This window comes from Hwanghaeella sp. 1Z406 (genome assembly GCF_048892425.1).
In the GTDB taxonomy this organism is placed as follows: Bacteria; Pseudomonadota; Alphaproteobacteria; order UBA8366; family Aestuariispiraceae; genus Pacificispira.
This window is the reverse complement of sequence record NZ_JBLZHU010000004.1, coordinates 166914-181245: the sequence shown is the minus strand read 5'-3', so window position 1 is coordinate 181245 and position 14332 is coordinate 166914. Positions and strand designations below refer to the sequence as shown.

Sequence of the window (14332 nt, the reverse complement as noted above, 5' to 3'; positions counted from 1 at the left end):
TTTGGCTACTGTGTCACAATGCCTTAAGAGCAACTGCGGGCGGTGATGCCCTGCTCTTTGGCATAGTTCGCGGCTTCTTCTTCCAAGATCGGCCGGGTTAGGTCCGCCATAGCCGGGATCCAGTCGGTGATGATCTTGTATTCCTTGCCATCCCATTGCTGGATCAGAACTGCTGGGTTCTGCCCTTCATGATTGGCGCAGGTGACGCTGACGGCAGGCACCAGACCCGCAGCCCCAATCTTTGCAATGTCTGCATCGGTGAGGTTCAGGTTTTCCAGCGCCCATTGCATTTGTTCACCCGTGATCACGCCCGTGCCATATTTTGCATGGGCGATCTTCAGAGCTTCCACGACATAGATCGCATTGGCGACGCCGCGATTGTACAGTACACGGCCCCACTGATCGCCATTCCCGGCGAATTTATTGGTGTCATACACGTATTTTTTCAAATCGTTGTAGACATCATAATCGTCACCGGCCCCGTGGAAGGTTGCTGCCTTATAGCCAATGCCCCCTTGACCAGCGGCTTCTACGGCGTCTTCACCCGCGGCCCACCAGTTGCCGATAAACTTGTCCATCGGGAAATTGATATTGGCGGCTTCGTTCACAGCCGTGCCGTTCATCGCGCCCCAGCCCCACATGATGGCATAGTCCGGGCGTTGACGACGGATTTTCAGCCAGATCGATTTCTGTTCTGTCATCGATGCGGGCGGAACTGGATACCGGTCAAAGGAGAAGCCGAATTTGGCGGCCATGACATCCATGGTCGGCAGCGGCTCCTTCCCATAGGGGTGATCCAGATAGATATAGGCAAAGTTCATGCCCTTCAGCTTTTCAATCCCGCCTTCCTGATTGGCGATATACTGAACGATGGCGGTTGCCTGATTCCAGTAGGTTGACGGGAAGTTGAAGATGTACGGGAAGTATCGACCATCCGCCGCTGAGGTACGGCCATAGCCCATGGACAGGACCGGGATCTTGTCCTGGGTTGCCTTTTCAATCAGCGCATAGGTGATACCGGTGGACCAGGGGCTATAAACCGTGGCCCCGCCGCCCTCATTTTTGGTTCGGTCATAGCATTCGACGCCGCGGTCGGTGCTGTAGCCGGTTTCACATTCCGTGACCTTGAATTTGACGCCATTGATGCCGCCGTCGCGTTCATTGATCAGGGTGAAATAATCCGCATAGCCATCTGCCAAGGAAATACCACCCGGCGCATAAGGGCCGGTGCGATAGACCAGGGACGGAATGACCTGTTCTTGTGCCGATGCGGTGCCAGCGGCAAAGGCACTGACCCCCAGGATTGTCCCAAGCGCCAAGCCCATCAAGGCTCTTGGGCTATTCTTCACAACATTACTCACCAACATGACGTTTCTCCTTGTTTGGTTTTTTCTAGCGCCCTCTTATCCCCGAGGGTTTGGGTTTTCATGGCAGGGCCGGACTTTTCGCCGGCTCATTCACATCGCCTCTGTTAGTGAGGAAATGGCCATAATCTCAATTTCTCCTTTGCGATGCGCCACAGGCGGGCCAGCCCATGGGGCTCCACGATCAGGAAGAAGATGATCAGCGCGCCAAAGACCATGAATTCGATATGGGTGACGGTATCTGTCCTCAGTTCCAGACCAACCCAAGCCGGCGCATTGTTCAGAAAAATGGGCAACAGGAAGATAAAGGCCGCGCCCAGAAACGCCCCCAGAACGGAGCCCAGACCACCAATAATGATCATAAACAGGATCTGGAACGACCGCGTGATGGAAAAGGCTGACGGCTCCACCGTATTGATATAGCAGAAGGACCACAGCGCGCCGGCAATGCCGCAATAAAAAGAACTGATGGCGAAGGCGCTGAGCTTTGTTTGCAAAGGTCTGATACCGATCAGCTCTGCGGCGATATCCATGTCGCGGATCGCCATCCAGGATCGCCCGATCCGGCCTCGGGCCAGATTCCGCGCGATGACCGCCAGCACGATGGTAAAGGCCAGCACGAAGAGATACTTCGCCTCCGGCAGGGCCGTGGCCCCGGTCACGCCATAGCCGAATAGTGAACTGGGGGGGGTGGAGGGAACGCCGGAAATCGAGTCATTTACAAACCAGCCGATTTTCTGAAACGCCCAGATCAGAAAGAACTGTGCCGCCAGGGTGGCGACCGCCAGATAGAAGCCTTTGATCCGAAGGGACGGTATGCCAAACACAATCCCTATCGCGGCGGCAAAGAAGCCACCAGCAATGACAGGCACCCAGATCGGCATGAATTCCGGCATATTGGTTGCGATCTTGTACGACATATAGGCGCCCGCCGCCATAAAGCCCCCGGTTCCCAGGGACAACTGTCCGGCATAGCCCGTCAGGATGTTCAACCCCAAAGCGGCGATGGTCAGGATCAGAACCGGGATCAGGATGGATTCCAGCCAATATTGCGATCCGATCATGGGCACGATCACAACCGCGAACACAATCAGGGCAATCATGAAATTCCGATCCAGCGGAATCGGCAGCATCTGTTGATCGGCGGCATAGGTGGTTTTGAACTGTCCGGCCTCACGATAGAACATAGTGAATTTTCCCCTTACACCCGCTCAATAATTTTTTCGCCAAACAGCCCCTGTGGTCGGAAATACAGGAAGGCCAGGGCAAGGATATAGGCGAACCATTCTTCAATCGCGCCTGAGAAGGTCGGGTCGAATGTTTGAATGAAATCGACGATATAGACTTCGGACAGTTTTTCGCCCGCCCCAATGATCAAGCCCCCGATGATGGCACCAGGAATGGAGGTGAAGCCCCCCAGGATCAGCACAGGCAGGGCCTTGAGCGCCAGGACGGAGAGGGAGAACTGAACCCCCAGCTTCGATCCCCACATGATGCCCGCAATCAGCGCGACAAAACCGGCAACGGACCAGACAATGACCCAGATCGTATTCAAGGGAATTCCCACAGAAAGAGCCGCCTGGTGATCATCCGCCACCGCGCGCAACGCCCGACCGATGCGGGTATAATGGAAAAACAGTGCCAGAACTGCCACTAGAATGCTGGCCACAACGGCGGCGAACATATCGGCTTCCTGGATCATTGCCTCACCCATAAAGACGGCATCGTTGGGGATTCCGATATCCAGTGGTTTGACGTTTGATCCCCAGATCAATTCACCGAAGCCTTCCAGAAATATACCGATCCCGATTGTCGCCATGAAAAGGGAAATATGGGGCTGATTCACCAATGGGCGCAGCACAACCCGTTCAATGGCGAAGGCCAGAATGATCATCACCCCGACGGTCATCAGGAAAGACAACCAAGCGGGAACACCCAGATCGATGAAGCCCACAAAGTTAAGCGCGGCGAACAGCACCATGACGCCCTGGGCGAAATTGAAAACGCTGGAGGCCTTGAAGATCAGGACAAATCCTAATGCGACCAGGGAATACATCACCCCGGCCATCAGGCCGCTGATCAGCACTTCCAGAAAGAACCAAATCTCGAAAGGGTCGATGCCCAGAATATTTGCGAATGCCTCAATCATACCGATCCCCCTCGCATCAGTCGTGCGCCACGCCCAGATAGGCGTCGATAACTGCCTGATTGCCCCGGACCTCATCGGGGGTTCCATCTGCCAACAGCGACCCATAGTCCAGAACCACAACCCGGTCCGACAGGTCCATGACGACGCCCATATCGTGTTCGATCAGCGCGATGGTCGTGCCAAAGTGATCGTTCACATCGATGATGAAACGGGACATGTCCTCTTTTTCTTCAACATTCATCCCGGCCATTGGCTCATCCAACAGCAACAGTGTTGGCTCGGCTGCCAGGGCGCGGCCCAATTCAACCCGCTTTTGCAGGCCATAAGGCAGGCGCCCGACGGGTGTCTTGCGGATCGATTGGATCTCCAGGAAGTCGATAATGTCTTCGACAAATTCCCGGTGCTCAATTTCCTCAGACCGGCCGCGTCCGATGTAAAACGCCTGTTCCAGCAGGCTTGCCTTCTGCTTCAGAATGCGCCCGGTCATAATGTTGTCCAGGGTCGTCATCCCCTTGAACAGGGCAATGTTCTGGAATGTGCGGGCGATACCATTGGATGCGGCATCATAGGGACGCATCGGGCTGTAGGTTTTACCCTGATACCAGATCGATCCTTCCTGCGGCTGATAAAAACCGTTGATGCAGTTCAGCATGGAGGATTTACCGGCCCCGTTCGGCCCGATGATAGAACGAACCTCACCCTTGCGAATGTCAAAGGATACGCCGTTGATCGCCTTCACCCCGCCAAAGCGCAGCGTGATGTTCTCGACCTTCAAAAGGACGTCCCCGATACGTGATTGGTGCGCAAGCACGCTGCGCGATGGGCCGGAATTGGTTTCTTGCGCTAGGCTATCACTCACCCTGACATCTCCTTTTGGCACGTCGCTTACTCTGCGCCACTTTTGTTGAGGTATGGCTGGGTGGGGTCTGTGTCGCCTCATAAATATCGACGGTGGCCTCCAGCATTCCCTTGCGCCCATCCTCGAACGTGATCTCGCTTTTGATTGATCCTGTCTTGGCCGACGGGTCATATAGGGCATCAATCAGGGACGCGTATTTCTCTGCAATGAAGCTGCGACGGACCTTGCTGGTGCGGGTCAGTTCTCCGTCATCGGCATCCAGCATCTTGGGCAGCAACAGAAAGCGCGTGATCTGAGAGCCCGCGACCATCTCTTCCTGTGCCAAGTCCCGGTTGACCTGTTCCACATGGCCTTTGATAATGTCATAGACCTCACGGCGAGAAGACAAATCCTGGAAAGAAGCATAAGAGAGGTTGTTTCGCTCTGCCCAACTGCCGACGGCTTCCAGGTCGATATTGATGAAACAGGCGCAGTAGTCCCGACCATTCCCAAAGGCGACGACTTCCTTGATATTGGGGAAGAATTTCAGCTTGTTTTCGATGTATTTCGGCGCAAACAATGTCCCGTTGTTCAGCTTTCCGACATCCTTGGCGCGGTCGATGATCTTCAGGTGGCCGCGATCATCCATGAACCCAGCATCGCCGGTATGGACCCAGCCATCAGCCGTTTTGGTTTCCTTCGTTGCGGCCTCATTCTTGAAGTATTCAACAAAAACGCCCGGACTGCGAAACAGCACTTCGCCATTATCGGCTATGCGCAGTTCGACTTCTGGCGCGGGTGTGCCGACAGTGTCATCATAAATCTCTCCATTGGGCTGAATGGTTACGAAAACCGCAGCCTCAGTGGAGCCATAAAGCTGTTTCAGGTTGATACCGATGGAGCGATAGAAAGAAAAGATATCCGGGCCAATCGCTTCGCCGGCTGTATAGCCGACCCGGACCCGGCTGAATCCCAGGACATTTTTCAATGGCCCATAGACTAGAACCCCGCCCAGCGCATACAGAAACCGGTCCCACAGCCCGACCGTGTGACCATCCAGGATCTTTACACCCACGCGCCGGGCGTGATCCATAAAGTAATTGAAGACCTTACGTTTGATCGCACTGGCGTCTTCCATGCGGATCATCACGGTGGTCAGGATGTTCTCAAAAATCCGGGGCGGCGCGAAGAAATAGCTGGGCCCGAGTTCCCGAAGGTCGGTTAACACCGTATCGCTGCTTTCCGGACAGGCAACGCAGAATCCGCAAATATAGGCCTGTCCGTAGCTGAATATGTGATCCCCAATCCAGGCGATTGGCAGATAGGCTAGGCTTTGATCGGTTGATTTTAACCCTTCGAACCGCGCCCCGTTATAGGCTGCGCGCATCACATTGCGATAGCTCAGCAGCACCCCCTTCGGGTTCCCGGTCGTGCCCGATGTATAGGGGATGATGGAGATATCGTTGGTGGTTCCCTGGTCAATTTCGTCGTCAATTAGCAATGAATTCTTTGCCAGAGCCAAATCGCCTAAAGCCAGTGTGTCCCGGTAGGAGTGCAGGAAGGTTTCGGTATAGTCCCGAATTCCGCGTTCTTCGTCATAGACGATGGTTTCCAGCTTCGGCAGGCGATCTTTGATGATCAGCAGCTTATCGACCTGTTCCTGATCCTCGACGACGGCGAAACGGACTTCGGCATGTTCCAGGGGAAACAGAATTTCTTCAGCGACGGAGTCCTGATAGATCGGGACTGGAACTGCGCCCAGGCACTGGGCCATACAAATGGTCCAATACATGCGCGGGCGGTTATCCCCAATGATCGCAATCTTATCACCGCGCTGGACGCCTAGCTCTTTCATCCCTGCGGCGTAGCGATAGATTTCTTCCTTGACCTGTGACCACGTCCAGGATTGCCAAATGCCGAAACTTTTCTCGCGCATGCTGGGTTGGTCACCCAATCGCACGGCGTTATAGCGCAGCAGTTTTGGAAAGGTGTCATAGACATCAATGTCCGGCATATCCGGCGCCGGCGGCAATGGTGCAGCCGTATAGGTTTTCGACCCGGTTAACACCCGTCGTATCCTCCCTTGTTCCCTGCTAGCGCCGTTCTGTTTGATCTCTTTGGATCCGGTCGCTCACTCAACGCAAAACATTCTAATTGTTTTAATCAAAACTGAAAACGATAGATTGCGTAAGTTCTTCGCTTTAACAGAGCACAGATAAAACTCCATACGCTTGCGTATGGTTTGTAGCGAAGGTATTATTGTTCGTCAAGCGTGCAGAATTTTGAAATTTTTGGTCTTGGTTTATTGTTGCACCGCAACATTAACACCGAATGTCAATCTTGATTGAGCGGGAATGGATGGCGGCTTCAAGAGAAATGAAACGTCCGACGAAAGAGTCTCGGTTGCGTAAGGAAGACTGGGTACGGGCGGCCTATAGCACTCTTTCGGATAGTGGTTGGAAGTCCCTGAACGTCGAAGCCCTGGCAAAACGGCTTGGCGTTACCAAGGGCAGTTTTTATTGGCATTTTAAGGATCGCAACGATCTATTGGATGAGATTCTGCTGCGCTGGCATGATCAATTGGTGATCACACGGGCGGAAGCGAATGGCGGCTCGCCCGCCGATAAAATCCGGTTCATGCTGGATATTGTCGCAACTTCCAAGCGTCCGGGCCGCGGGGGTTCATTGGAACTGGCCATGCGCATTTGGGCGCGTCAGGATCCGAAAGTAGCAACCGTGGTTGAATCTGTTGACCAGCAAAGGCTGTCCTATACGGCGGACCTGTTCCAGCAGGCGGGATTTGACCCGGCGGAAGCCAATGCCCGCGCTTTGCTGCTCTTTTCCTATATTTTCGCCCAGGGCTTGCTCAGTTTTGCAGGCAACACGGCTGTGATGGAGCGCCTGCATACCCAATGCCGCGCCTTGATCGAGGGGCATTAGGACAATTGTGTGTTTCTAACTATTAATTTTAAATTGTTCTATGATACCCTTTGAGCGTGGGGTCTTGGGTATGCTGGCCATTGGGCAAGGCGTTTGGGGATGGGATGACAGAAAACAGAATCTGGCGGGTCATTCAAAAATCTCAGAAGATTGAGCTGTTCACATTAAGGCTGGTGCTTATCTGGGGTGTTGGCCTTTGGCTGATTAATGCCTCGCCGTTCGGATTGTCTGATACTCTGGACGAAGAAACGCAAGAGATTATCGTTTCAATCGCCGCGCCGTATTTCCCCCCGGATGGGCGGGAGAAAGATCATGAATCTGCCGTCGTTGTGGAAATCACAGATGAAACCTTAAAGGCCCTTCGGGTGAATCAATGCCTGGAAGCCTGTACGCGCCTGTGTGAAATTAAAACGTCAGAGTCAGAGGCGGTTTGCCGCCCGCAATGCGCCAGCCGGGGAAAGCAAATGGCGCAAGAAGCCTGCGTTGGCGACCTGCAGGCCTTGTCGCAACAGGGGGGATCTTTTTCGCAAAATGATCAGATGATCCGGTTCCCGGTCGATAACCCCACCGAAGTATGGCCGATTGCGTACAGCATCCATGACTATCTGATTGCCAAGCTGGTTGAACTGGAACCGGCCGCAATTATGGTGGACATAACCTATGGCGCGCCCCGACGATGGGACCTAAGCCTGGACACTTTTGGTCAGCGTGTGCATAAGGCACAGGCCGTGCAATTGGCCGAGTTTGATAAGACAACGCCGATTTACTTTGCGGCCGCAGAGGAAAGATGGACCGGCGAAGAAACGGCGCTTGATCGTATGAAAACGGATCAAGATGGTTCCCAATTCAATTATATCCATCAGTCGGTTACGCGGTGGGAACCGAATGAACGATGGTATCCGATGCTGGTCGGGCCGGGCGGTTCGTATTTATCACCAGCATCACAGATTTATCGGGATTTGTGCATGCTTGAGCCTGGAAAGCCCTTATCTGATTCCAAAGCATGCGGCCGGTTTGCCGATGAAGCCGCCAGAGCCGCTGCCCGCCAGGATTTGCTGAACCCGGATGATTTACAGAAAAGCATGTTGATCCGCTGGCCGTATGGCTATGCACCCCTTCAAAAATTTGTGCAAAGCACGGATAACTGCGGTCCCTATGCTGCAGAACCGAAATCAATATTGGGCATCAATTATCAGAAGCTCGTCCAATCGGTGAGCATCGCTGGGGGCATGCTGCATCATTCCCTGTTCGAAAGTGGTGAAAAGAGCCCGATCCAGGAATGTCGACCAATCCCGACAATTCGTGCTGAGCGGTTGCTGCCAACTGCCTCAAGAGGGATTGGTGAGGTTTTTGAAATGGTGGAAGGCCGTGTGGTTTTCCTGGGCGCTTACATCAAGGCCTATCCCGATATTGTCGATACGACATTGTATGACAGGCTGCCGGGGGTCGCACTGCATGCCGTCGCCTATAGAAACCTGTCCGCCTATGGTACCGATTACTTCAAGCACGGAAATGTGCTGACACATGTGCTGGAAGGGCTGTTGTGGTTTTTCATTGCCCTTTTCGCAACTGTTCGGATCGGTGTCTATGAAGCCTTTGATCGAGGGGAAATACCGCTTCAAGTCCATAAAAACACCCGGACCTGGCTAAATTATGCAATTTTTATCGTCGCCATGATGGGTGTGTTAAGTGCATTCATTTTATGGGGCGTGAAAATTGCGCCGGTTGATTTCCTGTCTTTGGCGGCATTAAGCGGGATTTTGCCGCTTGCCGAGAGCATCCTCCTCGCGCGACCGGTCATGTGGTTTTTCGGCGGTTTGTTTTCCGTGGTGGTCGCCATGATGATTGGCACCCGGTACATTGCGCATGGCTGGTTCCGGTTAAAGATTCTGTTCAGAAAACATTTTCCCAGCAACATGAAGAAATTCTAGTGCAATCGCCCAGGCACATCTGTTCTCGTATTTTTAACCCAAACACGGTTGCGTTTTAAAAAGCTTAACCCTACTCTCTATTCATCGAATGGTTGCACCGTTTGGAGGCAGAACGATGACACTGGATACCGTAGAAGTCCAAAACACGATTACAGGCGATAAGCCGGGCCCGAATCGCATTTTTGGCGGTTTTCAAAGGGGGGTGATGATCGCCTTGTTCGCTGCCCTGATCCTGTTTCAGGGTCATCCCTTTCAGGCCCGCCCGGCTTTCGCCCAGGAACAGGTAAGCGTCATTACAATCAAAGATTTCAGGCGGGATACGGTTCCGGCGGTGAAGGATGGTGAGGCGAAATCGGAAAAGCTTTCTAAAGATACATTTGATTTGCCGTTCACTTTTCTTGAGCAAGATCAGAAAGATGGACTCTATCCCGTCAAAGGCAAAGACGGCAGCCTGTATTATGTGAAACCCCGATATGCCGTGTTGGAACGTGGCGTGTGCGATCTCGCGGCGGTGGATGTTTCGGGATTAAGAAATTACTCAACATCTGGGGCGAAACCACCCTGCTGAAGAGTTTGCTGTGGGGGCGCGTCTGATGACGAACAGCAGGCATATTTTTGATAGGGGTAAACTTGGGGGAGGCGATGATGCGGCACAATTTTCAACGACTGGCATATTCTTCGATACTGGTAGGGTTCCTGGCAGCCTGTAACACGACCAATGGCTCTGGCGAGGGATCGATGTCTTCCGCGATGCAGGGCGTTACCGACAGCGTGGCAGGGCTGTTCGGGGATACCGCAGATCCAGAAATCCACCCCATGGTACTGGTGCAATCCCGTCAACGCGACATTGATGTGGATGAGGTTGAAAATGCCGAGGCCCTGATGGATGCATCAGCCCCGTGCGATGCGACCAAAACCTCCTTGCGGTCCGACTTTACGCTGGGTCAGCAGGAGCTTCGCGAAACCGAATATGGGATTTGGCCGGTTCAAAAGGCGACAGACTATGCCAATCAGATTTTGGATCGCATTGTTGCCTGCTCGCCCTTTGATCCGGTCCCGGCAACAGTCGTGATCGTTCCAAAGCCTGGGCGGGATGCCAGAGTATACCGGGACGGTCTGATCGAGATATCGGTGGAAAGCTTTGATGGATCGCCGGAGGCCGTGAATATCCTGGCTTTCACAATTGCCCATGAATACAGCCATATCCTGCTGAAGCATTATGAACGGGGGCAGGCAACGCAAAAGCGGAACCGGATTTTCCGTACCGCGCTGGAAGCGGCCTTTCTTGCAGATGATGTATTGAACAATAATGGTGCGGATGCTCAGGCAGCCTCCAAATTGAAGACGCCGATGATGGTTAACCGCACGATGGATGTGTTGTTCGAATATTCATGGGGTCGTCAGGATGAACACGAAGCGGATATGGTCGGTCTTCATTTGGCCACCCGGGCGGGATTCGAAGGGTATGCCGGGGCAAGTGGATTTCTGGATAAGTTAAAGGACCAGCCGACAATTGAAAGTCGTGTGCTGGCCCTGGCTCAGGACAAAGAACGCATTGCCGGTGATCTGGTCAAAGGGGGTGTCAGCGGCGGCAAGGATGGAATCATGGATGCCCTTAAAGGTGTCGGTGGCGATATGGCGCAAAGCCTGGCGAAGAGTCTGGAAGAATCCCATCCCAGCCCGGATGCGCGTAAAGACATGCTATTGGACCATTCGGAATTCGTTAAGTATGACGACTTCGAAGAAGTTCGATTGGAACTGGGCCTGGATCAGCAATTTCCATTGCCTGATTACAAAAAAGTCGTTGCCGACCGCGAATTGCAGGCCGCTTTGACGGCATTCGCGGCAGCACAAGAAGTTCATGATGCTTTAGGCTCCGTTGGATCGTTGAGTGAATTGAGCGATGGTGAGACGGTCGATACTCTCCTGGCGAAGGCAAAGGTCGGTGTCTCCGGCGCGTCCTGGTTGGAAAACAATGCCTTCGGTCGCATCGCCTTTTCGTCGCTGCGGCAAATGCAGGGCAAGAACGATCTGGCGATTATTGGGTTCGAACGCTATGCCTTGAAACAGGAAGGCGCGCCCTTGCGCATTTATGAGGGGCTGATGGACCGTCAGATTCAGGCAAAGGATAATAAGGCCGCGACCAAGACCCTTGCTGCGGCAGAAGCAGAGTTTGGGTCGGATAATGACATATTGTATCCGATGCGAATAAAGCTGGCCCATGCCAAAGGGGAGGATACACAAGGGCTTCTGGCAGGGTGCAGGCTGGTATCTGATCCCCGCATCGCGCGGATGTGCCGGTTCTGGCAACAAGGCGGCATTCCGCAATCCTGACCCAGCGGCGCGGCTCAAACGGAACAGTCTTTGTCGATCAGGCGATTGATTGTTGTCTAAGGGCGGGTTACAGCAATTGTCGTGCAGGCAGTTTGCCATCCAGGGCAAGCGGCATTGGGCCCCCCGTCACCCAGTCCAGCAATTCAACCGTGTGCGTGATGGGGATATCCGTGCCACTGGCAATCTGCTGAATGCATCCGATATTACCCGCTGCAACCAAATCTGGCTTAGTCTTTTCGATATTGCGGACTTTGCGGGCCTTCAGCGTGTCGGCCATTTCCGGCTGCAGCAGGTTATAGGTTCCGGCAGAACCGCAACATAAATGCCCTTCCGCCGGGCTGACGACCTTGAAGCCTGCCTGTGTCAGCAGGTCCTTGGGCAGGGCGGTGATCTTTTGGCCATGCTGCATGGAACAGGCGGAGTGATAGGCGACCGTTAAATCTGTATCCCGAGTTGTTGGCATCAGGGTCAGTGTCGTCAGATATTCCGTGATGTCTTTCGTCAGGGTGGAAACCCGCGCCGCATCTTCCTGCATTACTGGATCAGTGCGGAACATGAAGCCATAGTCCTTCACCGTCGTGCCACAGCCCGACGCATTGATGACAATGGCATCCAGCCCGTCGCCATCCATTTCCCGCGCCCAGGCTTTGATATTGGCGGCGGCCTGTTGATGGCTGGTATCGGTATCGCCCATATGATGCACCAGCGCGCCACAACAGCCAGCCCCTTGGGCAACGACAACCTCAATGCCATGGCGGGTCAGCAGGCGGATCGTCGCCTCATTGATCTGGGGCTGCAAAACCTGCTGCGCACAGCCGGTCAGCATCGCCACGCGGCCCTTGCGTGGCCCTTCTGCGGGGATCACTTGGGGCACATCCCAGGGCGATGGTTTGGGGATAGAGGCCGGTGCCATGCGGAACATTGCGCCGATCGGACCCGGCAGCCCTTTCAACAGAGGCTTGCCCAGCCAGGCCCCGATAAGCGCCAGCCGAAACACACGGGGGCGCGGCAGCACGAAGCTCAATATCCGCCGAAGCCATTTATCCTGAAACGGTCGGTTATAGGTCTCATGGATTTTCGCCCGCGCAATATCCACCAGATGCATGTAATGCACCCCCGACGGGCAGGTCGTCATGCAACTCAGACAGCTCAGGCAGCGATCAATATGCTTCACCAGAGAGGAAGAGGCAGGCTTGTCCCCTTCCAACATATCCTTGATTTGATAAATCCGCCCGCGCGGGCTGTCCAACTCGTCCCCCAGCGTCACATAGGTCGGACAGGTCGCCGTACAGAACCCGCAATGCACACATTTCCGCAAAATATCATTCGCCGCCGCGACGTCTGGATCTTCAAGCTGAGCAATTGAGAATGTTGTTTGCATAGTGAGATCTCACAGCCCTTCTGTCATGCGGCCGGGGTTCAGGACGCGGTTGGGGTCGAAGCTGTCTTTCAGGCGTTGGGACAGGGCGGCAAGGGGGCCGGGTTGGGGCTGGAAGACGGGGATGGCGTTGCGCAAGCCTGCGGGGCCGCGGATCAGGGTGGCATGCCCGCCACCCGCCTGAGCAATGGCGTCGCGAATGGGTTCATACGCACCCTGTTTAGGGGATTGCGTGGCAAGCCAGATCAAGCCCCCGGCGGCATCCAGATAGGCCTCCACCTCTTTCAAATGGGACAGGGCTGACAGGATGCCGGGCGCGGCGGTTGGGGCGACGGACAGCTTCCAGACCACGCGATCATCGTCGCAGAAGGGGGTGACATTGCGCACGTCCCGCCAGAAGGTTTTGGAATTGTGGCTGTGCAGTTCCTCCGTCTCGCCAAACGGGGCCAATAGGGCGCGCAGCTTTTGACAGCGATAGTCGACGGAGGGGCCGAAGCCTTCGACCCTGAGCGCGGCGACGTCACATCCGGCCTTCCCAACATAGTCAATCTGGGACCGTGCGGCGATGCTGGCGGGCAGCCAGGCCGCGCCGGACCCTTCAAAGGGGCCGTTCAATCCAGCCGCCAGCGCCTTCACCCCTTGAGCCGCATCAACATTGCGAACCAGGATGGTTCGGGCCTTCTGTCCCACCGGCAGGATCTTGACGGTCAGTCGGGTCATTGCCGCCAGCGTGCCATAGGAGCCACAGAGTAGCTTGCTTAAGTCATAGCCAGTGACATTCTTCATCACCCGTCCGCCGGATTTGACCGCCATGCCTCGACCGGAAACGGCGTCAAAGCCCAGAAAATGATCCCGCGCCGCGCCATCCTTGATCCGGCGCGGCCCTGCCAGATTACAGGCAATGACGCCCCCGATGGTACCGGAAGATCCCGCCTTTAACAGAGCGGAAAGGTCTGGTGGCTCAAAGGCCAGTTGCTGATTGTTGTCGTCCAGTAAGGCTTCAATCTCCGCCAAAGGTGTGGCGGGGCCTGCCCCTAATACCAGTTCCTCTGGCTCATAGAGATGCACACCAGAAAAGGCGGAAAGATCCAGCGTATGGGCGGCCTGAACCGGACGCCCCAATCCCCGTTTGGTGCCACTGCCAATGACGTCCAGTGGCAGCTGTTCAGAATTTGCCCAGCCGATCACATCAATCAACTGCGCTTCCGTTTCAGGGCGGAAGGTTTCGGTCATGGGCGGGGTCCTGAGGCTGTGATGGGGATTCGCGGTTGTCCTTCGTCATTCCCGCGCAGGCGTGACTTTAGGGCGGGTGGTCGAGAATGAGCGTGCTGCTCTGGACCCCGGATCAAGTCCGGGGTGACGGTGTTTTGGATTGTAAAGATGTCGTCACGCCCGCGC

General features: G+C 54.7%; 11 protein-coding genes. 4 read left to right on the top strand and 7 right to left on the bottom strand.

Translation table 11 applies throughout. The features are described from left to right. Positions 1 to 23 precede the first annotated feature (23 nt). From ACOSDR_RS10175 to ACOSDR_RS10155, 5 genes are all read right to left on the bottom strand, one after another. Positions 24 to 1367 (bottom strand): ABC transporter substrate-binding protein, encoded by a 1344-nt coding sequence (locus ACOSDR_RS10175; RefSeq protein ID WP_420722706.1) that lies wholly within the window; start codon positions 1365 to 1367, stop codon positions 24 to 26. Positions 1368 to 1471: 104 nt separating this feature from the next. Further along, positions 1472 to 2551: a branched-chain amino acid ABC transporter permease gene (locus ACOSDR_RS10170; RefSeq protein WP_420722707.1), complete on the bottom strand. Its 1080-nt coding sequence runs from the start codon at positions 2549 to 2551 to the stop codon at positions 1472 to 1474. Between the two features lie 14 nt (positions 2552 to 2565). Beyond that, on the bottom strand, positions 2566 to 3513 hold the full coding sequence (locus ACOSDR_RS10165; RefSeq protein ID WP_420722708.1) for a branched-chain amino acid ABC transporter permease: 948 nt from the start codon (positions 3511 to 3513) through the stop codon (positions 2566 to 2568). A 16-nt stretch (positions 3514 to 3529) separates the two neighbouring features. Further along, the gene (locus ACOSDR_RS10160) at positions 3530 to 4324 is read right to left on the bottom strand and encodes an ABC transporter ATP-binding protein (RefSeq protein WP_420723124.1); all 795 of its coding nucleotides are present in this window, start codon (positions 4322 to 4324) and stop codon (positions 3530 to 3532) included. Between the two features lie 40 nt (positions 4325 to 4364). Further along, positions 4365 to 6419, bottom strand: a complete 2055-nt coding sequence (locus ACOSDR_RS10155; protein ID WP_420731151.1) for an AMP-dependent synthetase/ligase — start codon at positions 6417 to 6419, stop codon at positions 4365 to 4367. Positions 6420 to 6727: 308 nt separating this feature from the next. Here ACOSDR_RS10155 and ACOSDR_RS10150 point away from each other — a divergent pair, with 308 nt between their 5' ends. The 4 genes from ACOSDR_RS10150 to ACOSDR_RS10135 all read left to right on the top strand — a co-directional run bounded on the left by ACOSDR_RS10150 (position 6728) and on the right by ACOSDR_RS10135 (position 11556). Next, the gene (locus tag ACOSDR_RS10150; protein ID WP_420722710.1) at positions 6728 to 7291 is read left to right on the top strand and encodes a TetR/AcrR family transcriptional regulator; all 564 of its coding nucleotides are present in this window, start codon (positions 6728 to 6730) and stop codon (positions 7289 to 7291) included. Between the two features lie 104 nt (positions 7292 to 7395). Beyond that, entirely contained in the window at positions 7396 to 9222 is a 1827-nt protein-coding gene (locus tag ACOSDR_RS10145; protein ID WP_420731150.1) for a CHASE2 domain-containing protein, read from the top strand. Between the two features lie 115 nt (positions 9223 to 9337). Further along, the gene (locus tag ACOSDR_RS10140; protein ID WP_420731149.1) at positions 9338 to 9790 is read left to right on the top strand and encodes a hypothetical protein; all 453 of its coding nucleotides are present in this window, start codon (positions 9338 to 9340) and stop codon (positions 9788 to 9790) included. A 74-nt stretch (positions 9791 to 9864) separates the two neighbouring features. Next, positions 9865 to 11556 carry a M48 family metalloprotease gene (locus ACOSDR_RS10135; RefSeq protein WP_420731148.1) on the top strand — a complete coding sequence of 564 codons (1692 nt, stop codon included), beginning with the start codon at positions 9865 to 9867 and terminating at the stop codon, positions 11554 to 11556. A gap of 67 nt (positions 11557 to 11623) precedes the next feature. On the opposite strand, the gene glcF is transcribed toward ACOSDR_RS10135, so the two are convergent. Continuing rightward, positions 11624 to 12937 carry a glycolate oxidase subunit GlcF gene (gene glcF / locus ACOSDR_RS10130; RefSeq protein ID WP_420731147.1) on the bottom strand — a complete coding sequence of 438 codons (1314 nt, stop codon included), beginning with the start codon at positions 12935 to 12937 and terminating at the stop codon, positions 11624 to 11626. Positions 12938 to 12946: 9 nt separating this feature from the next. Then, positions 12947 to 14167 (bottom strand): FAD-binding protein, encoded by a 1221-nt coding sequence (locus tag ACOSDR_RS10125; protein WP_420731146.1) that lies wholly within the window; start codon positions 14165 to 14167, stop codon positions 12947 to 12949. Between the last annotated feature and the right edge of the window lie 165 nt (positions 14168 to 14332).